This window comes from Actinocatenispora sera (genome assembly GCF_018324685.1).
Classification (GTDB): domain Bacteria; phylum Actinomycetota; class Actinomycetes; order Mycobacteriales; family Micromonosporaceae; genus Actinocatenispora; species Actinocatenispora sera.
This window is the reverse complement of record NZ_AP023354.1, coordinates 6614465-6638078: the sequence shown is the minus strand read 5'-3', so window position 1 is coordinate 6638078 and position 23614 is coordinate 6614465. Positions and strand designations below refer to the sequence as shown.

At 72.5% G+C, this 23614-nt stretch carries 16 protein-coding genes; 11 read left to right on the top strand and 5 right to left on the bottom strand.

Annotated features, from left to right (window positions below; genetic code table 11):
• Positions 1-54 precede the first annotated feature (54 nt).
• Complete coding sequence (locus Asera_RS31195; protein ID WP_211255622.1) at positions 55-1011, bottom strand: ArsR/SmtB family transcription factor; 957 nt, start codon at positions 1009-1011, stop codon at positions 55-57.
• A gap of 82 nt (positions 1012-1093) precedes the next feature.
• Here Asera_RS31195 and Asera_RS31190 point away from each other — a divergent pair, with 82 nt between their 5' ends.
• On the top strand, positions 1094-2320 hold the full coding sequence (locus tag Asera_RS31190; protein WP_030447162.1) for an MFS transporter: 1227 nt from the start codon (positions 1094-1096) through the stop codon (positions 2318-2320).
• 41 nt (positions 2321-2361) lie between these two features.
• On the opposite strand, the gene Asera_RS31185 is transcribed toward Asera_RS31190, so the two are convergent.
• The 3 genes from Asera_RS31185 to Asera_RS31175 all read right to left on the bottom strand — a co-directional run bounded on the left by Asera_RS31185 (position 2362) and on the right by Asera_RS31175 (position 6139).
• Positions 2362-3015 (bottom strand): nucleoside/nucleotide kinase family protein, encoded by a 654-nt coding sequence (locus Asera_RS31185; protein WP_244844099.1) that lies wholly within the window; start codon positions 3013-3015, stop codon positions 2362-2364.
• Positions 3016-3072: 57 nt separating this feature from the next.
• Positions 3073-3897, bottom strand: a complete 825-nt coding sequence (locus Asera_RS31180; RefSeq protein ID WP_030447160.1) for an MOSC domain-containing protein — start codon at positions 3895-3897, stop codon at positions 3073-3075.
• A gap of 70 nt (positions 3898-3967) precedes the next feature.
• Positions 3968-6139: an MMPL family transporter gene (locus Asera_RS31175; RefSeq protein ID WP_051802485.1), complete on the bottom strand. Its 2172-nt coding sequence runs from the start codon at positions 6137-6139 to the stop codon at positions 3968-3970.
• Positions 6140-6264: 125 nt separating this feature from the next.
• On the opposite strand from Asera_RS31175, the gene Asera_RS31170 reads away from it, so the two are divergent.
• The 9 genes from Asera_RS31170 (at position 6265) to Asera_RS31130 (ending at position 17755) form a co-directional block, all read left to right on the top strand.
• On the top strand, positions 6265-6972 hold the full coding sequence (locus Asera_RS31170) for a TetR/AcrR family transcriptional regulator (protein ID WP_051802449.1): 708 nt from the start codon (positions 6265-6267) through the stop codon (positions 6970-6972).
• A gap of 376 nt (positions 6973-7348) precedes the next feature.
• Positions 7349-8305, top strand: a complete 957-nt coding sequence (locus tag Asera_RS31165) for a tellurite resistance/C4-dicarboxylate transporter family protein (protein ID WP_035297182.1) — start codon at positions 7349-7351, stop codon at positions 8303-8305.
• Positions 8306-8394: 89 nt separating this feature from the next.
• Positions 8395-12009 (top strand): nitrate reductase subunit alpha, encoded by a 3615-nt coding sequence (locus tag Asera_RS31160; protein ID WP_425305993.1) that lies wholly within the window; start codon positions 8395-8397, stop codon positions 12007-12009.
• A 76-nt stretch (positions 12010-12085) separates the two neighbouring features.
• Positions 12086-13774 carry a nitrate reductase subunit beta gene (gene narH, locus Asera_RS31155; RefSeq protein WP_051802448.1) on the top strand — a complete coding sequence of 563 codons (1689 nt, stop codon included), beginning with the start codon at positions 12086-12088 and terminating at the stop codon, positions 13772-13774.
• Entirely contained in the window at positions 13767-14369 is a 603-nt protein-coding gene (gene narJ, locus Asera_RS31150) for a nitrate reductase molybdenum cofactor assembly chaperone (RefSeq protein ID WP_030447154.1), read from the top strand. Before narH ends, narJ begins: the two co-directional genes overlap by 8 nt.
• A 67-nt stretch (positions 14370-14436) precedes the next feature.
• On the top strand, positions 14437-15195 hold the full coding sequence (gene narI, locus Asera_RS31145) for a respiratory nitrate reductase subunit gamma (RefSeq protein WP_035297179.1): 759 nt from the start codon (positions 14437-14439) through the stop codon (positions 15193-15195).
• A 179-nt stretch (positions 15196-15374) separates the two neighbouring features.
• Entirely contained in the window at positions 15375-16634 is a 1260-nt protein-coding gene (locus tag Asera_RS31140; protein WP_051802447.1) for an MFS transporter, read from the top strand.
• A gap of 76 nt (positions 16635-16710) precedes the next feature.
• The gene (locus Asera_RS31135; RefSeq protein WP_030447151.1) at positions 16711-17082 is read left to right on the top strand and encodes a DUF427 domain-containing protein; all 372 of its coding nucleotides are present in this window, start codon (positions 16711-16713) and stop codon (positions 17080-17082) included.
• 88 nt (positions 17083-17170) lie between these two features.
• A complete protein-coding gene (locus Asera_RS31130; RefSeq protein WP_030447150.1) occupies positions 17171-17755 on the top strand; it encodes a TetR/AcrR family transcriptional regulator in 585 nt (194 codons plus the stop codon).
• 112 nt (positions 17756-17867) lie between these two features.
• Here Asera_RS31130 and nhaA read toward each other — a convergent pair whose 3' ends face one another.
• Positions 17868-19775, bottom strand: a complete 1908-nt coding sequence (gene nhaA / locus Asera_RS31125) for a Na+/H+ antiporter NhaA (RefSeq protein WP_030447149.1) — start codon at positions 19773-19775, stop codon at positions 17868-17870.
• A gap of 290 nt (positions 19776-20065) precedes the next feature.
• Here nhaA and Asera_RS31120 point away from each other — a divergent pair, with 290 nt between their 5' ends.
• Positions 20066-23602, top strand: a complete 3537-nt coding sequence (locus tag Asera_RS31120) for an alpha-N-acetylglucosaminidase TIM-barrel domain-containing protein (protein ID WP_084131846.1) — start codon at positions 20066-20068, stop codon at positions 23600-23602.
• Positions 23603-23614: the final 12 nt, after the last annotated feature.

Sequence of the window (23614 nt, the reverse complement as noted above, 5' to 3'; positions counted from 1 at the left end):
TCCGTGGCGCCGGGCCGTGACAGGAACGCACCCCGGCCGGCCGCAGCCGACCGATCAGCCGGCGTCGGCGGCGACCAGGGCGTCGCCGAGCGGCGTACGCCAGTACAGCACCGCGCGGCCGGAGCGGCGGCGCAGCACCACGCCGGCCTGCAGCAACACCCGCAGGTGGTTGCCGACCGCGCCGATCGGCAGGTCCAGCGCGGTGGCGAGGCGGGTCGGGCTGGCCGGCTCGTGCAGCAGCCGCAGCAGGGCCGCCCGGTTCGCGCCGATCAGCCCGGGCAGCCCGCCGGTACGCCGGGCGTCGGTGTCGGCGAGCCGGCCGGTCACCGGGTAGTAGATGGCGTACGCGTGCGGTTCGGCCCAGCCGGCCCAGGTGCCGTTCGCGTGCACCGGGACGAAGTACAGCTCGGCGTCGCCGGGCAGCACCCGGGTCGGCCGGTCGAAGCTGTTGATCCGCAGCTCGCCGTCGCCCACCCATTCGCGGTGCCGGCCGAGGTCCCGCAGTACCGCGGCCCAGCCGTGGGCGGCGAGCCGAGCGGTCCGGGCCACGATGTCGGCGCGCAGGATGCGTTCCCGCCGCGGCCAGTCGGTGTCCAGCGTGTGCGTCCAGACCCAGCCCAGGAGCCCGGTGGCCACCTCGGCCAGCCGGGCGCCGCGCAGCGCGGGCGGCAACGGCCGCATCGCCGTTTCCGCCAGGTCGGTGCGCAGCGTCGCGGTGGGGACGGCGGCAAGCGCGGCGAGCTCGTCCTGGATGCTCGCGCCGGGCGCGATCGGCGGCGCCGACAGGTAGCCCGCGAGCCAGCCGGGCCGGTCGCCGCGACGGGCCCGGAAGCTGCACTCCAGCAGCGCCCGCCGGCGCGGCATCGCGGCCAGCATGTCGGCGAACGCCTGCCGGTGTGCCGCGTGGAAGGCACGGTCGGTGGCGTCGGTCGGATGGACGAGCGCCTTCAACGCCGCGACGATCTCGGCCCGCGGCGAGACGGCAAACCGCGCCCGCGCCAACAGATCCACCGGAACCCGCCAGGTACCCAACGTTTCGCCTCCACGCGAAACACTACCGGGAGGGTTCGGCGCGCGGGCATGCTGCTCGCTTGTGCGTACCTATCGGGAACTGTTCGGGGTGGCCGAGTTCCGGGCCGTGTTCGGCGTCCAGTGCCTCGCCATTGCGTCCGCTTCGGTGGGCAGCCTGGCGCTGGGCACCATCACGTACGCGGCCACCGGCAACGCGGTGTGGTCCGGCCTGGCCATGTTCGGCGGGCCGCTGCTGCGGGTGATCGCGTCGTGGTTCCTGCTGTCCGCCTCGGACCTGCTCCGGCCGCGGCAGGCGTTGCTGCTGGTCGCGGCGGTGACCACGGTGGCCAATGGCCTGCAGGCGATCCCGGGACTGCCGTGGGGTGCGCGGTTCGTCGTCCTCGCCCTGCCCTGGGTGGTGATGTCGGCGACCGGTGGGTCGACCCTCGCGCTCGTCGCCGACATCCTGCCGGAGGGCAGCTACGTGTTCGGCCGGGCCACGCTCAACATCGCGATCGGCGGCATGCAGATCGTCGGGTACGGGCTGGGCGGCGTGCTGCTCGCCGCCCTCGACGCCAGCGAGCTGTTCCTCGTCGCGGCCGGGGCCTCGGCGCTCGCGGTACTGCTGGTCGCGGTGGGTATCGGTGACCACCCGCCACGGTCGACGGCCCGCGCGGTGGTGCGCCGGGCTCGCACGGTGAACCTGGCGCTGTTGCGCTCCCCGCTGGTACGGCCGGTCTACCTGGCGGGGTGGATCCCGAACGGGCTGGTCGTCGGCTGCGAGTCGCTGTTCGTTCCGCTCGCCGGCAGTCACGCCGGCTACCTGTACGCGGCGACCGCCGCCGGCATGCTCGTCGGCGACGTCGTGGTCGGCCGGTTCGTCCCCGCGCGGATCCGGGACCGGCTCGTCGAACCGCTGCGGTTCCTGCTGGCCGCGCCGTACCTGCTGTTCCTGCTCCGGCCGGCGCTGCCGGTGGGGCTGGTGCTCGGATTCGTCGCCTCCGCCGGGTACGCGGCGAGCCTGCCGCTGCAGGACCGGCTGGTCCGAAACACCGAGCAGTCGATCCGCGGGCAGGTTCTCGGCCTCAACTCGACCGGGATGATGGCGATGCAGGCGATCGGTGCGCTGGTCGCCGGGCTGCTCACGCAGTCGTTCGGTGGCGGCGCGGCGGCCGCGGCGACCGCGGTGGGGCTCGTCGGTTGCGCGTCGCTCGCCACCACCGCGCTGCTGGTACCGGGGCTGCGCCGGTCCCGGGTACTCGACGCCGCGGCGCGACCCGCGCCGGTCGCCGCCCCGAGCGACACCTGACCCGCCACCGACTCGGAACCGCAGGACGGGGTCGGCGCCGGTCAGAGCTGGACGGTGGCGTCGGCGGCGGCTCGGGTCCGCATCACCAGCTCGGCGTTGCGCTGGTCGCTGCCGTGCGCCCAGGCGTGCGCCACCGCCGGCGACCGGCCGTACCCGAGATGCCGGTTCACCAGCCGGCGCAGCCGCAGCGCCTCGTCGACCGCCACGTACCAGCAGGCGTCGAGCTGCCCGCGCACCGCCGACCAGGGTGGTTCGCCGAGCAGCAGGTAGTTGCCCTCGGTGACGACCAGCCGGGCGGTCGCCGGGTCGACGGCGAGTTCCGCCGCGTACGACTCCTCGATCTCGCGGTGGAACCGGGGCGCGTAGACGATCTCGCTGCCGGCCCGGATCCGGCGCAGCGTCGCGACGTACCCGGCGGCGTCGAACGTGTCCGGCGCGCCCTTGCGGTCGGCCCGGCCGAGCCGGTCGAGGGTGGCGTTCGCGAGGTGGAAGCCGTCCATCGGCAGCAGGCACGCGGTGTCGCCGAGCTCGGCGACGATCCGTTCGGCCAGCGTGCTCTTGCCGGCGCCGGGCGGCCCGACGATGCCGAGCATGCCAAGGCCCGGTCGGTCCGCGAGGACCCGCGCGGCGGCCACCGCGGCGTCCACGCCCACGATGTCGGTCGCGCCGCTCGTCCCGTCCGGGCCGGTGGCCACGGCGGGTGGGTCTCCGGTCCGCCCGGGAGACGATCGGCGGCGCCCGGCGGCCATCGATCAGCCGAGCGTGATCGGGTCGTCGAGCCGGATGATGCCGGTGGCCAGCGGGATCAGCCGGACGCCGAACCACACCTTGCCGTCCTCGCGCCGGTGCCGCGACAGCGTACGGATCGGCTCCTTGCCGTGGATCCGGGTGTCCGGGTCGATGGTGGTGAGCACGCACCGGTCGCACCGCTCGGCGAACCGGAACGGTACCGAGCCGATCGTGACCCGGTCCCAGCCATCCTCGACGAACGGCTCCGCCACGCCGTCGACCACCACGTTCGGCCGGAACCGCACCATCGACAGCGGGTCGCCGGCCGGCTCGCCGCGTTCCGCCCGGGTGGCGGACACCCACTCGTTGAGCCGATCCAGCGACGCGATCGTGGTCAGCAGCAGCGGGGCGTCGTCGGCCAGGCTGACATGGTCGCCGGGCCGGCCGCCGTGCGTCTCGCCGACCGCCCGGCGGCGCGGATCGTCCTGCCAGCCCAGCCGCACCGGCTCGGCCAGCACCTCGGACAGCCAGTCGTCGGCGGCCTTGCCGGCGGCGCGGCACCGGTCCAGCCGGCTGATCGGGGTGGGCAGCGGCTCGGCGTCCGCGGCCGGGTGCACCACCGTCAGCGGCTCGTACCCAGGGGCGGCCAGCACGAGACCGTCCGCCGTCGGCGTCGCGGTCACCGTGAGCATCCGGTCGTTGGTCCGGGCGGTGAGCGCCTCGCCGTCGGCGGCGACGACCAGCCAGCGCCGGTCGTCGCGCAGCCCCCACGGCTCGACCGACGCCTCGGCCAGCTCGCTGCCCCTGGTCGACTTGACGGGATAGATCCTGATCCTGCTCAGCCGCATGCCGCCCAACCTATCGGCCGCCCGGCCGTACCGCTGTGCGCCACCACACTGCCGCGCCGCCCCGGCGGGGTCAGGCGACGGGCTGCGGGGTGCGGTCCGGTTCCGGGGCGCCCTCGACGTCGACGCGCGGCAGGATCCGGTCCAGCCAGCGGGGCAGCCACCAGGCGGCGCGGCCGAGCAGCGACATCACCGCCGGTACCAGGGTCATCCGGACCAGGAAGGCGTCCAGCAGCACGCCGAGCGCCAGCGCGAAGCCCATCGAGGCGACCGTCGTGTTGTCGCCGAACACGAAGCCGGCGAACACCGAGATCATGATCAGCGCGGCGGCGGTGACCACCCGGGCACCGTGCCGGAACCCGGTGCGTACCGCGGCCTGGGGGTCGCCGTGCCGGTTGTGCTCCTCGCGCATCCGGGACACCAGGAACACCTCGTAGTCCATCGCCAGCCCGAACAGCACGCCGATGAGCAGGATCGGCAGGAAGCTGAGTACCCAGCCGGACTCGGCGACGTGGAAGGCACCCGCGAGCCAACCCCACTGGTACACGGCGACCACGCCGCCGATCGCGGCGAGCAGCGACAGCACGAACCCGACCGCGGCCTTGACCGGTACCAGCAACGAGCGGAAGGCGAACGCCAGCAGTACCAGCGACAGCCCGACGACGATCAGCACGAACACCGGCAGCGCGGCGGACAGCCGGGACGAGATGTCGATGTAGAGCGCGGTACTGCCGGTCACGCCGATCCGCGCGCCGGTGGCCCGGTGGATCGAGCCGGCGTCGTCCCGGATCCGCTGCACCAGGTCCTTGGTCTGCGCGTCGTTCGGGCCGGTGGACGGGATCACGGTGATGATCGCGGTCGTCCTGTCGGCGTTGAACGTCGGTGCGGCCACCGCGGTCACGCCCTTGCCGGCCAGCCGCTGGCGGACGGCGAGGGCGGCCTTCGCCGGGGCGGCGGTGCCGCGCAGGTCGGCGGCCACCACGAGCGGCCCGTTGAAGCCGGGCCCGAAGTTGTCCGCGATCAGCTCGTATGCGGCGCGGCTGCCGGAACCGGCCGGTTCGGCGCCGGCGTCCGGCAGCCCGAGGCTCAGTTTCGGTGCCGGGATGGCGAGGACGCCCAGCACGATCAGCCCGGCGATCACCACCGGTACCCGGCGCCGGGTGACGAAGCCGGCCCAGCGGGCGCCGAGCCCCCGCTGCCCGCCGGCACGGTCCTGCCGGCGCCGCAGGATCGGCAGCGGTACCGCGTCGAGCCGGCGGCCGGCCACCGCGAGCAGCGCGGGCAGCAAGGTGACGGCGACCAGTACCGAGACGATGACCGTACCGGCGGCGGCCAGGCCCATGATCGTCAGGAAGGGGATGTTGACCACCGACAGCGCGGCGAGCGCGATGAACACGGTGGTACCGGCGAACACCACGGCCGAGCCGGCGGTGGCGTTGGCCCGCCCGATCGACTCGCCGACCGGCATCCCGGCACGCAGCTGGCCCCGGTGCCGGGACACCACGAACAGCGCGTAGTCGATGCCGACCGCCAGCCCGATCATCAGCGCGAGCACCGGCGCCACGCTGTTCATCGAGATCGCGCCGGACAGCGCGGTGATCCCGAGGTACCCGATGCCAACCCCGACCAGCGCGGTGACCAGCGGCAACAGCGCCGGGATCAGCGAGCCGAAGACGATCAGCAGCACCACCACCGCGACGACGACGCCGATCGCCTCGGTACCGCCGACCTGGGAGGCGCTGCTGAACGCCTGGCCGCCGACCTCGGCGCGCAGCCCGTCGTGGCGCAGCTGCCCGGCAAGATGCTGGATCCGGTCCTTGGTGGCGTCGCCGACCTCCTGGTCGGGCTGGACGAACTGGATGGAGATGTAGCCGGTGCGGTGGTCGCCGCCGGAGATCGTCTTCGCCTGGTACGGGCTGAGCGCGCCGACGACGCCGTCGAGGTGGTCGAGCCGGGCGGAGGCGGCGGACACCTCCCGCTGAATGTCCGGTTCGAGCAGGTTGTGGCCGGCGGGCGCCTGCACGACCACCTGGGCGCTGCCGCCGGACGCGGCGGGGAAGCTGCGGTGCAGCTGGTCGATGGTCTGCTGGGCGGGGGTGCCGGGCACGCTGAACGTGTCGGCCAGGGTGCCCCTGAGCGTCACCGCCGCGGTGGCCATGCCGACCAGGACGACCAGCCAGGCGGCGATGACCCACCAGCGGCGGCAGTGGGCGAACCGGCCCAGGCGGTAGAGCAGACCCGACATCGACACTCCTCGCTCGGTCTCCTGTCCACCCAGCTTCGCAGGAGTGACTCTCTCGTGCGAGTCACTCCCGTCAATCTGTGGAGCCGGTCACGCCGGTACCTCCCAGCGGGTCATAGGGTGGTCGCATGGTGGCGAAGGCGGACGGGCTGCGGGCGCGCAAGATGGCGCGCACCCGGGAAGGCATCGCCGCCACGGCGCTGGACATGTTCGCCGAGCGCGGGTACGAGCAGGTCACCATCGAGGAGATCGCCGCCGCCGCCGAGGTGGCGCCGAGCACCGTGTACCGGCACTTCGCGACCAAGGAGCAGCTCGCGCTGCACCACATCGGCGGCGGGTTGGCCGCCGTGCTGGAGCGGCTGCGGGCGATTCCGGTGGACGCGCCGATCGGCGACGCGCTGACCGAGGCGCTGATCGGCGCGCTCGCCCGGTACGACGAGACGGTCGACGTGCCGCGCGCGCTGGCCGCACAGGACCTGATGGCCGCCAACCCGGCGGTACGAGCGGCGATGCACGGCGAGGTCGCCGAGTTCCGGCGCGAGCTGGCCGACGAGATGCGACACCGGCTGGCCGGTACCGCCGACACGGTCGTCCCGGCACTGGCCGGCGCGCTGGTCGCGGCGGTGTACGAGCTGGCCCTCGAAGCCTGGTACGCGGCGGGCGGCCGCACCCCGAGCCGGCAGTTCGCCGCGGAGGCGATCGAGGTACTGGCGCTGGGCGGCATCCCGCTGCCCCGGCAGGACATCGGCTCCGCCCGGGGCAGCCTGGACGCGCTGCTCGCCGCGAACGCCGACACCCCCGCCACCAGCCGGCACCGCGCCGTCGAGAGGCCCTGACAGGGACGCGCTCCGACAGCTGCCTCAGTGAGGACCGCTGAGGCGAAGCGCTGACCCGACCGCCCGTCCGGTTTACCAATAGCGAGGAAAGGGGTGCGCGCGGCACCACGCGCTTCTAGGCTCCGAAAGGTGACTGTCACCGACCGCAGATCACGTCGGGGCGGGATCGGTGGGCTGCGGGGTCACCGCCGGTTCCGCCCGATGCCATCCCGAGCCGCACCATGAACCCCGCCGACGCACTCTCTCCCGCGGAGGCGGTGGCGAGTCCAGCCGACGCACTCTCTCCCGCGGAGGCGGTGGCGAGTCCCGCCGACGCACTCTGTCCCGCGGAGGCGGTGGCGAGTCCAGCCGACGCACTCTCTCCCGCGGAGGCGGCATGAACGGGGAGTTGGATCGGTTCGCGTCGACGGTGCCGCCGGGGGCCGGCGCGGCGGTGATGGGTACCGCGATCCTTTCCACCGGCATGGCCGGTGTGCCGGTGCTGTGGCTGTCGTACGTGCTGGTCGCGATCGCCGCGGTGCTGTGGCTGGCGCTCGCGGTGCTGTTCCTGACCCGGCTGCTGGTGCACCGGGCCCGCTGGGTGGCGGACGCCGACGTGCCGCCGTCGCTGACCGGGGTGGCCGGTACCTGCGTGCTCGGTACCCGGCTGACCATCCTCGGTTGGCTGCCGGTGTCGGTGGCGCTGCTGGCGCTGGCCGCGGCGCTGTGGCTGGTGCTGCTGCCGCTGGTGCTCATGCACTGGAAGACGCCGACGGTCGGGGTCAACTTCCTGCTGTGCGTCTCCACCCAGGCGCTCGCGGTGCTGGCCGCCTCGGTCGCGATCGCCGAGCAGCTGCGCTGGCTGGCGATCGTGGCCGGGGTGCTGTTCCTCGCCGGCCTGGTGGCGTACGTCAGCGTGTTGGTGACGTTCGACTTCCGGCAGGTCGCGCTCGGCGTGGGCGACCACTGGGTGGCCGGCGGTGCGCTGGCCATCTCGACCCTGGCCGCCACCAAGCTGTACCTCGCCGCCGGCCTGCTCGGTGTTTCCGGCGGGGTGTTGCGGGTGGCGGCGCTGGTGCTCTGGGCGCTCGCCGCCGGCTGGTACCTGGTGCTCGCGGTCGGTGAGGCGATCTGGCGCCGGCCGCACTACGACGTGCGCCGCTGGTCGACGGTCTTCCCGCTCGGGATGACCGCGACCGCCGCCATCAACCTCGGGGTCGCCGCGCAGCTGCCGGGGATCCGTACCGCCGGGCAGGTGTTGATCTGGCCGGCGCTCGTGGTGTGGGCGGCGGTCGCGTACGGCGCGGCGAACAGGCTGCGCAGCGCGGCACTCGACGTGAGGGGGACCCCGTGACGCTCGAACGCGACAGCATGCCGCCGGCCGGCGACGGCCGCATCGCACCGACGGCCGGCCCGGTCGACGACGGGGTGTTGCAGGAGGCGCTGTTGCGCGCCGGGCGGCTGCTGACCCGGCGCGAGGTCTCGCCGGACCTGCACGACGTGTACCGGCGGGGTGGTCGGGCGGGGGATGCCTTCTACCGCAACCGGTGGGCCCACGACAAGGTGGTGCGCTCGACCCACGGGGTCAACTGCACCGGGTCGTGCTCCTGGCAGGTGTACGTGTCGGACGGGGTGATCACCTGGGAGGCGCAGGAGACCGACTATCCCTCGGTGGGGCCGAACTCGCCGGAGTACGAGCCGCGCGGCTGCCCGCGCGGCGCCGCGTTCTCCTGGTACACCTACTCGCCGAGCCGGGTGCGCTACCCGTACGTGCGCGGGGTGCTGCTGGACATGTACCGGGAGGCGCGGCACCGGCTCGGCGATCCGGTGGCGGCCTGGGCGGAGATCACCGCCGATCCGCAGAAGCGGCAGCGGTACCAGCGGGCGCGGGGCAAGGGCGGGCTGGTCCGGGCGTCCTGGGACGAGGCGCTGGAGATCGCGGCGGCGGCGCACGTGCACACGATCAAGCGGTACGGGCCGGACCGGATCGCCGGGTTCTCCCCGATTCCGGCGATGTCGATCGTCTCGCACGCGGCGGGGGCGCGCTTCGTCGAGCTGATCGGCGGCGTGATGACCTCGTTCTACGACTGGTACGCCGACCTGCCGGTGGCGAGCCCGCAGGTGTTCGGCGACCAGACCGACGTGCCCGAGTCGGGTGACTGGTGGAACTCCGCCTACCTGGTGATGTGGGGTTCGAACGTGCCGGTGACCCGGACGCCGGACGCGCACTGGATGTCGGAGGTGCGCTACCGGGGCACGAAGGTGGTCGTGGTCTCGCCCGACTACGCGGACAACACCAAGTTCGCCGACGCCTGGCTGCCGGCGCAACCGGGTACCGACGCGGCGCTCGCGATGGCGATGGGGCACGTGATCCTGCGCGAGTTCTTCGTGGACACCCAGGTCGACTTCTTCACCGACTTCGCCCGTCGGTTCACCGATCTGCCGTTCCTCGTCACGCTGTCCACAAAGGACAACGCGTACCTGCCGGGCAAGTTCCTGACCGCCGCGGACCTCGGCGACACCGCACCGGAGGCAGGGCACAAGACGGTACTGCTCGACTCGGCCACCGGGGAACCGGTGGTGCCCAACGGATCGCTGGGTTTCCGCTACGCCGACTCGGGCGTGGGGAAGTGGAACCTCGACCTGGGCGACACGAAGCCAATGCTGTCGATGTCCGGCCCTGGTACGCAGTCGGTCGAGGTGCTGCTGCCCCGGTTCGACGCCGACGGGGTGCTGCGCCGCGGCGTGCCGGCCCGGGAGATCAACGGTCACCTGGTCACCACCGTCTACGACCTGATGCTCGCGCAGTACGGGGTGTCCCGGCCGGGGTTGCCGGGCGACTGGCCGGCCGGCTACGACGACGCGACCCAGCCGTACACGCCGGCCTGGCAGGAGCCGATCACCTCGGTACCGGCCGGTGCGGCGGAACGGATCGCCCGCGAGTTCGCCGACTCGGCCCGCCGTTCCGGCGGCCGGTCGATGATCATCATGGGCGCCGGGGTGTGCCAGTGGTTCCACGGCGACGCGGCGTACCGGGCGATCCTGACGCTGCTGATGCTCACCGGCAGCATGGGCCGCAACGGCGGCGGCTGGGCGCACTACGTCGGGCAGGAGAAGTGCCGGCCGCTGACCGGCTGGCAGACGATGGCGATGGGGCTGGACTGGTCCCGGCCGCCACGGCAGATGATCGGCACCGGCTACTGGTACCTGCACGCCGACCAGTGGCGCTACGACGGCTACCCGGCCAACGCGCTCGCCTCCCCGCTGGCTCGCGGGATGCTGGACGGGATGCACACCGCGGACACCCTGGCGCTGTCGGCGCGGCTGGGCTGGATGCCGTCGTACCCGCAGTTCGACGCGAACCCGCTGGATCTGGCCGAGCTGGCCGGTGACGATCCCGCCGGCTACGTCGCGGACCGGCTGGCGAGCGGCGGATTGCGGTTCGCCGCCGAGGATCCGGACGATCCGCGCAACTGGCCGCGGGTGCTGACGCTGTGGCGCGCCAACCTGTTCGGCTCGTCCGGCAAGGGCAACGAGTACCTGCTCAAGCACCTGCTCGGCACCGGCACCGCGCAGGTACGCTCCGGCGAGACGCCGCCCGAGCACCGGCCGCGCGACGTGGTGTGGCGCGACGAGGCGCCCGAGGGCAAGCTGGATCTGCTGGTGTCGGCGGACTTCCGGATGACCTCGACCTCGCTGCTGTCCGACGTGCTGTTCCCGGCCGCCACCTGGTACGAGAAGCACGACCTGTCCTCGACCGACATGCACCCGTACGTGCACGCGTTCAATCCGGCGATCGACCCGCCCTGGCAGGCCCGGACCGACTTCGACCTGTTCGGTGCGCTGGCCGACCGGTTCAGCGCGCTGGCCGCCGACCACCTGGGCAAGCGGCGTGACCTGGTGGTCACCGCGATGCAGCACGACACGCCGGGGGAGACCGCGCAGCCGGGCGGCACCGTACCGGACTGGCGGCGCAGCGGCGAGCAGCCGGTGCCGGGCAGGACCATGCCGGCGGTGACGGTGGTGGAGCGCGACTACGCGGCGATCGGCGAGAAGTGGCGGGCGCTCGGCCCGCTCACCGAGCGGCTGGGCCTGGCGAACAAGGGCGTCACCTACCACCCCGACGAGGAGGTGGCGCAGCTCGCCGCGTACGGCGGGGTGATGTCGTCGGGCGTCGCGGCCGGGCGCCCGGCGCTGGACACCGCGGCGAAGATGGCCGAGGCGGTGCTGGCGCTGTCCGCCACCACCAACGGAAGGCTTGCCGAGCAGGGGTTCCGGGCGCTGGAGGAGCGGGTCGGCAAGCCGCTCGCCGATCTCGCCGACCCGGACAGCCGGATCACCTTCGCCGACACCCAGGCGGGTCCGGTACCGGTGCACGCGAGCCCGGAGTGGTCGGGCAGCGAGAAGGGCGGCCGGCGGTACGCACCGTTCACGGTCAACGTGGAGCGCGGCAAACCGTGGCACACGCTGACCGGCCGGATGCACTTCTTCCTCGACCACGACTGGATGGCCGAGTTCGGTGAGCAGCTGCCGATCTACCGGGCTCCGCTGGACCTGTCGGCGCTGTTCGGCGAGCCGCGCATCGGCCCGGACGGCGCGAGCGTGACGGTGCGGTACCTGACACCGCACTCGAAGTGGTCGATCCACTCCGAGTACCAGGACAACCTGCTGATGCTGTCGCTGTCTCGCGGCGGCCCGACGGTGTGGCTGTCGGTGGCGGACGCGGCCGCGATCGGGGTTGCCGACAACGACTGGGTGGAGGCGGTCAACCGCAACGGGATCCTGGTCGCCCGGGCGATCGTGAGCCACCGGATGCCGACCGGCACCGCGTTCGTCTACCACGCGCAGGAACGCACCATCGACGTACCGATCTCGGAGGCCGGCGGCCGGCGCGGCGGCATGCACAACTCGCTGACCCGGGTACTGGTCAAGCCGACCCACCTGATCGGCGCGTACGGGCAGCTGTCGTTCGCGTTCAACTACCTCGGCCCGACCGGCAGCCAGCGCGACGAGATCACCGTGGTCCGCCGCCGCAGCCAGGAGGTGAGGTACCGGTGAACGAGCGTCAGCGAGTGAACCGCGGGCATCGCGGGTCCCGGAGCCCCATCGTCGTTCCGACGGAGGAGGAACACCGATGAGGGTGATGGCTCAGGTCGGCATGGTGATGAACCTGGACAAGTGCATCGGCTGCCACACCTGCTCGGTGACCTGCAAGCAGACCTGGACCAACCGGGCCGGCATGGAGTACGTGTGGTTCAACAACGTGGAGACCCGCCCCGGGCTGGGATACCCGCGCCGGTACGAGGATCAGGAGAAGTTCCGCGGCGGCTGGGTGCGGACCGGCCGCGGCAAGCTGAAGCCGCGCGCCGGGGGACGGTTCAAGCGGCTGATGTCGATCTTCGCCAATCCGGTGCTGCCCAACATCTCCGACTACTACGAGCCCTGGACCTACGACTACGAGAAGCTGATCGACGCGCCGCTGGGCGACGACTTCCCGGTCGCCCGACCGAAGTCGCTGCTGACCGGCGAGGACACCCAGATCACCTGGAGCGCCAACTGGGACGACGACCTGGGCGGCGCGCCGCAGCACGCACTGGACGACCCGGTGCTGCAACGGATGCGGGACAAGGCGAACGAGGACGTGCGGCTGGAGTACGAGAAGTCGTTCATGTTCTACCTGCCGCGGATCTGCGAGCACTGCCTCAACCCGTCCTGCATGGCGGCCTGCCCGTCCGGTGCGATCTACAAGCGCACCGAGGACGGCATCGTGCTGGTCGACCAGGACCGGTGCCGCGGCTGGCGGATGTGCGTCACCGGCTGCCCGTACAAGAAGATCTACTTCAACCACCGCACCGGCAAGGCGGAGAAGTGCACGCTGTGCTACCCGCGGATCGAGGTCGGGTTGCCGACGGTGTGTTCGGAGACCTGCGTCGGCCGGCTGCGCTACCTCGGCCTGTTCCTGTACGACGCGGACCGGGTCGGTGAGGCCGCGGCGACCGAGGACGAGAAGCAGCTCTACCCCGCGCAGCTGGACCTGCTGCTGGACCCGGACGATCCGGAGGTGGTCGCCGACGCCCGGCGGGACGGCATCCCGGAGGACTGGCTGGCCGCGGCGCGCCGCTCCCCGGTGTACCGCCTGGCCAAGACCTACCGGATCGCGCTGCCGCTGCATCCGGAGTTTCGCACCATGCCGATGGTCTGGTACGTGCCGCCGCTGTCACCGGTCGTGGATGTGCTGTCCCGTACCGGGCACGACGGCGAGGATGCGGGCAACCTGTTCGGCGCGATCGACAGCCTGCGGATCCCGATCGGCTACCTCGCCGAGCTGTTCACCGCCGGTGACCCGGCACCGGTCGCCTCGGCGTTGCGTCGGCTCGCCGCGATGCGCTCGTACCTGCGGGCCGAGAACCTCGGCGAGGAGCCCGACGAGTCGATCCCCGCGGCGGTGGGGATGACCGGCGCGCAACTGCAGGAGATGTACCGGCTGCTCGCGGTCGCGAAGTACGAGGACCGGTACGTGATCCCGACCGCGCACGCCGAGCAGGCCGCGCAGCTGGACGAGCTGGGCTGCTCGCTGGAGACCGAGGGCGGCCCCGGCATGTACGGCTCGGGACCGTTCGGCGAGGCCTCGGGCCGGCCGGTACCGGTGTCGATCGAGACGTTCCACGCGTTGCGGGAACGGCAGGGCAGCGACGAGCGTACCGATGCCGAGCACCGCTACAACCTGCTCAACTGGGATGGCTCCGGCCGCCCGGAGGGCATGTTCCCGCCGTCACGGTCCGGCGACGGCGGCACCGCGGGCGGTGGGCCGGCTCATGACTGACCGCACCCGTACCGTCTGGCAGGCGGTGGCGCTGCTGCTGTGCTACCCGGACCGCCGGCTGCTGGAGCTGCTGCCGCTGCTGCGGGACGCGACCGCCGGCATCGCGCCGCTGGGCCGGTTCGTCGCCACGCTCGGCGCGACGCCGCTCGCCGAACTGCAATCGTCCTATGTGGACACGTTCGACTTCCGGAAGCGGTGCTGCCTCTACCTGACCTGGTACACCGACGGCGACACGCGGCGCCGCGGCGGCTCGCTCGCGGCGCTGAAACGCCGGTACGCGGAGCACGGGTTCGCCGTCGCCGACGGCGAGCTGCCAGACTTCCTGCCTGCGGTGTGCGAGTTCGCCGCCCACGCGCCGGACGGGGTGGGGCTCGACCTGCTGGTCGAGTACCGCGCCGGGCTGGCGCTGCTGCGGTTGGCGCTGGCCGACGCCGGCTCGCCGTACGCGGACGTGCTGGCCGCGTTGTGCGACACCCTGCCGGGCGAGCAGCCCGCGGACCGGGCCGCCGCGCTGGCGCTGGCCCGGACCGGTCCGCCGACCGAGACCGTCGGCCTCGACCTGCAACTCCAGCCGTACCGGAAGGGCCCGTCATGAGCGAGCGAGGGCACCTCGAGCATCGCGCGTCGTGCCTCGTCGGACATCCGACGAAGGAGGAAGATCGATGAGCATCGTGCTCTGGGCGGTACTGCCGTACGCGATGGTGGTCGTCCTGGTCGGCGGCACGATCTGGCGCTACCGCTACGACCAGTTCGGCTGGACCACGCGATCGTCGCAGCTGTACGAGTCGCGGCTGCTGCGGTTCGCCTCCCCGCTGTTCCACTTCGGACTGCTGTTCGTGGTGCTCGGCCACCTGATGGGCCTGGTCGTGCCGGAGTCCTTCACCTCGGCACTCGGCCTGTCCGAGAACGGCTACCACGCGCTGGCGCTCACCCTCGGCGGCGTCGCCGGCATCGGTACCCTCGCCGGGATCGTGCTGCTGATCGTGCGTCGCCGTACGACCGGGCCGGTGTTCATGGCCACCACCCGCAACGACAAGGCGATGTACGTGGTGCTCGTCGCCTCGATCCTGGCCGGGCTGTGGGTGACGCTGGTGTTCAACGCGATCGAGCGGGCGTCCGTCGGCGGCTACGACTACCGGGCGACGGTCGGCCCGTGGTTCCGGTCGCTGTTCTACTTCCAGCCGGACATCGGGAAGATGACCGCGGCGCCGGTCGACTACCGGATACACACCCTGATCGGGATGCTGCTGCTGACGATCTTCCCGTTCACCCGGCTGGTGCACGCGTTCACCGCGCCGGTGCACTACCTGTTCCGGCCGTACCTGGTGTACCGGTCCCGGGACGCCGTCGGCCCGCGCGGCGCCGGCGCGTCGACGGCGCGTGCCTGGTCCCCGGTCGGTACCCGGGACCGCAACCGCTGAGCCCCGTTCGGTGCTCGGCGCCGATCGGCGGTCCGGCGCGCGAGGCAGCTCACAGTGCGGACCCGGCGGGATCGGTTGACGCCCTAGACAGGTCTGTCTAGGGTCGGGGAAGTTGTTAGACAGACCTGTCTGTTCGTGACCGCCGCCGGCGGCCCACGGCCGGACTCTCCGGGGGAAACATGACCAGCGCGACCCTGTCCGACCTCCGCGGCCGTCCCGGCACGAGGCATCCGACCGCGGCGCTGCTGCTGCTCGCCTCGATCATCGTCACCCTGCTCGCCGCCTCCGCGGCACCGACCCCGCTGTACGCGACGTATGCCGCGGAATGGCACTTCTCGCCGATCACCACCACCGTGGTGTTCGGTACCTATGCCCTCGCCGTACTGGCGTCGCTGTTGCTGCTCGGCCGCATCTCCGACCACCTCGGGCGGCGGCCGGTACTGCTCGTCTCGATCGCGATCGCGGTCGCCGCGATGATCGTGTTCCTGACCGCAGGCAGCGTGCCGGCACTGCTCGTCGCCCGGGCCGTACAGGGCGTCGCCACCGGCGCGGCGATCGGTGCGGTCGGCGCGGGCATGCTCGACCTGCACAAGGAGCGCGGCGCGCTGGCCAACTCGGTCGCCCCTGGCGTCGGCACCGCCGTCGGGGTGGTCGGCTCGGCCGCGGTCGTCCAGTTCCTGCCGTTCCCGACCCACCTGATCTACCTGCTGCTGATCGTCGCCTACCTGGCCCAGGCGGTCGGCATCCTGCTGCTGCGCGAGACGGTGACCCGGGCGCCCGGCGCGCTGCGCAGCCTGCGCCCGGAACTGGGCCTGCCCCGCGCCACCCGCGGTGCGGTCGCGGTGGCCGCCCCGGTGCTGTTCGCGGTCTGGTCGCTGGTCGGCTTCTACGGCGCGCTCGCGCCGGGCATCGTCGCCGGCATGGCCCACTCGCACGCCCCGCTGCTGGGCGGGCTCGGGCTGTTCCTCGCCGCGGCGGTCGGCACGATACCGGTGCTCGCACTGCGCACCGTGCCCGCCCGTACCGTGCTCTACCTCGGGACGATCGGGCTGCTCGCCGGGATCGGCATCGTGGTCGGCTCGGTGTCGACCGGCTCCGCGGTCGGCTTCTTCGTCGGTACCGCGATCGCCGGGCTCGGCTTCGGCGCGGGCTTCCAGGGCGGCATCCGTACCGTGGTGCCGCTGGCCGCGCCGCACGAGCGCGCCGGCGTGCTGTCCCTGCTGTACATCGTCTGCTACCTGGGCATGGGCGGGCCGGCGGTGCTCGGTGGCGTCCTCGCGGTGAAGCTGGGCAGCCTGCCGGTCGCCGCCCGCGACTACGGGATCGGCGTCCTGGTTCTCGGCGCGCTCGCGCTCGCCGGGCTGCTGCTGCGCCGGCCCCGCCGACCCGCGCCGGTGGTCGAGCGTGCGCACGAGCTCGCTGATCCGGTCCGGCAGTAGCACCCTGGAAGCGGGCCGGAACGGTCAGGCGACCTCCATCCGGCCGGACCCGCACGATCGAGGCAGAGGAGAGACCGTGACACGCGAACGCAAGATCCCGGGGCCGGACCACCCGATCACGGTGGCGCCGTCGACCGCCCGGGTCGTGGTCCGGCTCGGCGACACGGTGCTCGCCGACACCACCTCGTCGGTGGAGCTGCGCGAGGCCGGCTACCCGCCGGTGCACTACCTGCCGCCGGACGCGCTGGATCCGGCGGTGCTGCGGCCGACCGACACCACGACGTACTGCCCGTACAAGGGTGAGGCGTCCTACTACACGCTCGCCGTCGACGGCGGCGAGGCGATCGACGCGGTCTGGACCTACCGCACGCCGTACCCTGCGGTCGAGCAGATCGCCGGGCACCTGGCGTTCTATCCGAACAAGGTGGACATCACCGTCGAGCCGTGACCCGCACCTGGCGCGGTCCGGCCGCCGCGGGGTGGCCGGACCGTGCCGCGGGCGGGAACATCAGGGTTGGAGTACGGAGGTGACAGCGATGGCGACGAAGGCGGAGCAGGCAGCGGTACGCAAGCCGCCCCGGGAGCGGCTGCTCGCGGCGGCGAACGAGCTGTTCTACGCCGAGGGCGTGCACACCGTCGGCATCGACCGCATCATCGAACGCGCCGGCGTTGCCAAGGCGTCGCTGTACAGCACGTTCGGCAGCAAGGACGAGCTGGTCCGGTCGTACCTGGCGGGCCGGCACGCGCGCATCGCCGACCGGGTGACCGCGGCGGTGGCGCGGCACGACACGCCGCGCGAGCAGATCCTCGCCATCTTCGACTCGCAGGCCGAGACCTGCGCCGCACCCGGCTTCAACGGCTGCCCGTTCATGGCGGCCAGCGCCGAGTCGCCTCGCGGCGGCGTGGTCGAGGAGGAGACCGACCGGTACCGGGCGTGGCTGCGCGGCGTGTTCGCCGACCTGGCGGCCAAGGCCGGCGTGGCCGACCCGGCGGAGGTGGCGCACGCCCTGCACGTCATCTACGACGGGACGAGCGTCTCGGCCCGGATGGACCACGACGCCGCCGCGGTCTCGCGGACCGCCCGTGCCGCCGCCGTGGCCCTCCTCGACGCCGCCACCTGACCCGAGGCGCTCGCCCACCGCGTTGATCAAGGGATCGGTGCGTCCGCACCTGGCACGATGCGACCGAGCCCCTTGATCATCCTCCGCATCCCTTGATCAACATCGGCCGGGCTCACGAGGGTTCGGGGTCGGTGCCGATCGTGCGGATCAGGGCGCGGGCCTTGGCGGTCTTGACCGCGGCGCTCAGCGAATCGATGTCGTACGCGCCGTAGTGCCGTCGACCGTTGATGAAGAACGTCGGGGTGCCGGAGACGCCGGACAGCTGCGCCGACTCGACATCGTCGGCGACCCGGGACTGCACCCACCGGCCGCGCAGGTCGGCCTTGAACTTCTCCAGGTCGAGTTCGAGCAACTCGGCGTACCGGAGCAGGTCCGGCGGTCGCAGCTCGTCCTGGTGATCGAACAGCAGGTCGTGCATCGGCCAGAACGCGCCCTGCTTCGCGGCCGCCTCGGTCGCCTTCGCGGCCAGGTAGGCGCGCGGATGCACGTCGCGCAGCGGCAGGTGCCGCCACACGTAGCGGATCTCGGCATGCCCGGTGAGCAGGTCGCGCACCACCGGCTCGGCCTGCCCGCAGTACGGGCACTCGAAGTCGCCGTACTCGACGATGGTGACCGGCGCCTGCGCCGGCCCGCGCACGTGGTCGCGGTCGTCGGCGACGGGCACCGCGAGGTCCACCAGCGTCTCGCCGGTACCCAGCAGGGCCCGGCTGCGGGGCAGCGGCGCGAGGTGCCCGGTCACCGCGAACACCCCCCAGGACAGCAGCGCCGCGCACAACGCCGCGGACAGTACGCCGAGCTTCGCCTCGGCCAGTTGCTCGCCGTGGAACGCCAGCGTGGCGATCAGCAGCGACACGGTGAAGCCGATCCCGGCGATGGCACCGCCGCCGGCGATCGCGGCCCAGCCGACGGGCGGCTCCAGCCGGCCGCGGCTGATCCGATTCGCCAGCCAGCTGACACCGAGGATGCCGATCGGCTTGCCCAGCACGTACCCGAAGAGGATGCCGAGCGTGATCGGCGAGGTGTACGCGGTGGCGAGGAACCCGCCGTTGATCGGGATGCCCGCGTTGGCCAGCGCGAACACCGGCACGATCAGGTAGCTGGTCCACGGGTGGAACAGCTGCTGCAGCCGCTCGTTCGGCGACAGCGCGGCGGCCAGGCCGGCCCGGGCGGTACGGGCGAGCTCCGGGGTCGGCTGTTCCCGGAACGAGCGGAACAGGCCGGTCGCGCGTTCCAGGTCGTCGCTCGCCGGCGGGTACGCGGCGGTCAGCAGGCCGACCGCGAGCCCGGCGACGACCGGCTCCACGTCCGCCGCGCGCAGCGCCCCCCACACCACCAGCGCCAGGACGACGGTCAGTACGCCCATGATCCGGCCGGCGATCGGCAGCCGGCGCAGGATCAGCAGCACCCCGAACGCGCCGACCGCGACGAGCACCGGTACGAGCGTGACGTGGCCGCTGTAGAAGAACGTGATGACGGCGAGCGCGACGAGGTCGTCGACCACCAGCACGGTGAGCAGGAACGCGCGGACCCGGTCCGGTAGCCGGCGGCCGACCAGCGCCAGCAGCCCGAGCGCGAACGCGGTGTCGGTCGACATCGCCGCGCCCCAGCCGTGCACGGACGGCTGGCCGGCGTTGATCGCCAGGTAGATGACCACCGGAATGGCCATCCCGCCGAGGCCGGCGAGCAGCGGCAGGGTGATGCGCCGCCGGTCGCGCAGCTCGCCCATGTCGAACTCGCGCCGCGCCTCCAACCCGACCACGAAGAAGAACAGCGCCATCAGTCCGCCGTTGATCCAGGCCCGCAGGTCCTGGGCGATCTCCACGCTGCCGAACCGGACCGCGAGGTCGGTGCCGAAGAACCGCTCGTACCCGGCGCCGTCGACGTTCGCCCACAGCAGCGCCGCCACCGCGGCGACCACCAGCACGGTGGCGCTGCCCGACTCGGTCTGCAGGAAACTGCGCAGCGCGGTTTCCCGATTCGTCCCGGCGCTGCGCGCAGACCAGCGCCCCGACTCGGTCATCGTCCGGCTCCGTTCGCGTGCACGTCCCCAGCCTGCCAACTGCGCCCCGCCCCGGGGGGCCGATCACTGCCGAACCTTCGCCCAGATCACAGCCGGCGCGGGCGGTGGTCGCGCACCGCCGCCGTTCGGCTGCGGACCGTTCTGCCGCCGATCTCGTTCGGTGCGACCGGGCTTGACGGGTGCGTTCGGGCGGGCCATGCTGCGGCAAGAACTTTCGTAGGATCGTTTCGAAAAGTCGATAACCGTCAGTCAGGTACGCCCCGCTGCGTCTCGGCCCCCAGCAGAACGAGGTGAGCACCTTGCCGCCCGTCCCCTTCCCGCACCGACGTCCCGACCGACCACCACTCGCCCGGCGCATCGGGCGCGCCCTGCTCGCTGCCGTGGCGGTACTGGCGGTGATCGGTACGGCCGTGCCCGCGCAGGCCGCGCCGGCACCCCATCCGGGCGCCGCGTTCGACACCGGGCCGGCCGCCGCCGCGGTACGGCGGCTGATCGGCGCCCGGGCGAACCAGGTGACGCTGCGTGCCGTGGACCGCGGTACCGCGAAGGACACCTTCGGCATCGACGCGCGGCACGGCCGGCTGGTCATCTCCGGTACCACCCCGGCGGTGCTGCTGACCGGGTTCGGCTGGTACCTCAAGTACGTGGCGCATGTGGACGTGTCCATGGAAGGCGACAGCCTCGCCGCGCTGCCGAGCCGGCTGCCGCTGCCCGCCGCGCCGATCACGCACACCTCGTCGGTGACCCACCGGTTCGCCCTCAACGACACCAACGAGGGGTACGCGGGTCCGTACCTCTCCTGGAGCGAGTGGCAGCACCGGATCGACGTGCTCGCGCTGCGCGGCATCAACGAGGTGCTGCTGTACGAGGGCTCCGAGTCGGTCTACCAGCAGACGTTCGAGCAGTTCGGCTACTCCGCCGGCGAGATGCGCAACTGGATCCCGCAGCCGGGGCACCAGTCGTGGTGGCTGCTGCAGAACCTGTCCGGGGTCGGTGACCCGATCTCGCAGCACCTGATCGACCAGCGCGCCAAGCTGGGCCGCCGGATCGCCGACCGGCTGCGGTCGCTCGGCATGACGCCGGTACTGCCGGGCTACTTCGGCACCGTGCCGGACGGGTTCGCCGACCGCAACGCCGGCGCGAAGACGGTGCCCCAGGGCACCTGGAACAGCCTGCCCCGGCCGGACTGGCTGGACCCGACGAACGAGTGGTTCGGCAAGGTGGCGAAGGCGTTCTACACCGCGCAGACCCGACTGCTCGGACCGTCCACGATGTACAAGATGGACCTGCTGCACGAGGGCGGCAAGGCCGGCGACGTGGACGTGCCGGCGGCGTCGAAGGCGGTACAGCAGGCGCTGAACGCCGCGCATCCGGACGCGCTGTGGGGCATCCTCGGCTGGGAGTCCAACCCGCTGCCGGCCACCCTGCAGTCGATCGACCGGTCGAAGATGGTGGTCCTGGACGGGATCTCGGACCAGCCCAGCATCACCGACCGCGACGCGGACTTCTTCGGCACCCCGTACGCGTTCGGGACGATCTGGAACTTCGGCGGGCACACGAACCTGGGCGCCCAGCTGACCACCTGGAACGAGAAGTTCTACCAGTGGCAGGACAAGCCGGGCAGCGCGCAGGACGGCATCGCGCTGATGCCGGAGGCGATCGACAACAACCCGGCCGCGGTCGAGTTCTTCACCGAACTGCCGTGGCGCAGCGGCCCGGTCGACCTGCACGACTGGTTCGCCCAGTACGCCACCGCCCGGTACGGCGGGACCGACCCGCACGCCGCCGCGGCGTGGCGCACCCTGGCCGACACCGTCTACAGCTGGCCGGCCACCGTGGACAGCCGGCACCCGACCGCGCTGTTCGACAACCAGCCCAGCCTGTCCACCTCGTCGTCGCCGCTGCCGTACGACACCGCCGCGTTCGACACGGTGCTGACCGACCTGCTCGCGGTGCCGGCGTCGCTGCGCACCACCAGCGCGTACCGCTACGACCTGGTCGACGTGGCGCGCCAGGTGATCGCGAACCACAGCCGCACCGCCCTGCCGCGCATCCTGGCGGCGTACCGGTCGGGCGACAAGGCGGAGTTCGACCGGCTGTCCGGCCGGTTCGAAGACCAGATCGCGCTGATGGACCGGCTGCTCGGCAGCGACGAGCACTTCCTGTTCGGCAGCTGGCAGCAGGGCGCGGAGCGCTCCGCCGCGGGGCCGGCCGAGCGGGCGGCGCTGCGCTACGACGTGCGATCGCTGGTCACCCTGTGGGCCACCGGAACCACGCTGCAGGACTACGCCCGCCGCGAGTTCAACGGCCTGGTCGGCGACTACTACGGGCTGCGCTGGAAGACCTACTTCGACAGCCTGGACACGGCGCTGTCGACCGGACAGCCGCCGGTACCCGTCGACTGGACGAAGGTCGCGGAGGACTGGGCGCACGCCGACACCGAGTACCCGACCCGGCCGCACGGCGACGCGTACCAGCTGGCGAGCGAGGTGGCGGCGAGCCCGGACGGCACGCTGAGCCTGGGCAGCACGCACAACGCGGCGAAGCCCGGCGGTACCGTCTCGGTCACCGCCACGTTCACCAACCTGAACATGTTGCAGGGCACCGGAAAGCTCGCGCTGGATCTGTCCACACCGGACGGTTACGCGGCGACGGCGAGCACGCCGAGCGACACCGACGACGTGGTCGCCGGCGGTACCTTCCAGGCGACCTGGTCGGTGACGCTGCCGGCCGGTGCGACCGCCGGCGACATCGGCGACCTCGCCGCCACCGCGCAGTGGGGTACCGACGGGCATGCCAGCGCCGGGACGAGCGTCCTGGTGTCGGGCGCGGTGTCCGACGACTGGAAGACCGTCGACACCACCGACGCGTCGTACGCCCAGTCCGGTGACACGATCGCGATCGCCGGCGGCGGCGAGGACATCAACTCGACCGCCACCCAGTTCGCCTCGGTGTACCGGCCGGGTGCGCTGACCGACGGCACCGCCGCCACCACGACGGTGACCCGGGTCGACGCGCAGGCCCCGTACGCCCGGGCCGGGCTGGTCGCGAGCAGCGACCTGACCGATCCCGGTACCGGCTTCGCCGCGGTCGCGGTGACGCCGCAGCAGGGCTGCCTGTTCAACTGGGATCCGGACGGCGACGGGCTGCTGAACAAGGTGTCCGAGGTCGGCGGGTTCGGTGCCAGCGTGCAGGTGCGGCTCGGCCGGCACGGTGACACGTTCGTCGGCGAGTGCTCGTCCGACGGTACACATTGGACGGTCATCGGGTCGGCGGAGCTGCCCGGCGCGAGCGACGCCGAGGACGTCGGGATGTTCTTCACCGCCGTGAACCGGCACACCGGCACCGCCGGGATCGGCGTGTTCGACGCGATGCGCACCGGCGCGTTCCCGATGCCACGGGACGGCAGCGGCGATCCGCAGTGCAGCGTCGGCAAGCCGGTCACCGCGTTCAACGAGGAGAAGAACCACCCGGCCACCGCGGCGAACGACGGCAGCCGGTCGAACTCGCCGTACTGGGGCGGTCCGCTGGAGGCCGACGGCACCTGGTGGCAGGTCGACCTCGGTGCGGCGACCGACGTGTCCCGGATCAACGTGCGCAACTACGTCGGTGGCGGCCGGTACTACACCTACCGGGTGGTGGCCAGCGAGGACGGCACGCACTGGTTCACGGTCGGCGGCCGGATGACCACCGATCCGGCGACCGATGCCGGAGACACGTTCACCACGATCGGCACCGCCCGGTACGTCCGGATCATCGGGCTGAGCAACACCGCCAACGCCACCTTCCACCTCACCGAGGTCACCGTGTACGGCATACCCGCCTGACGAATCCCCGCC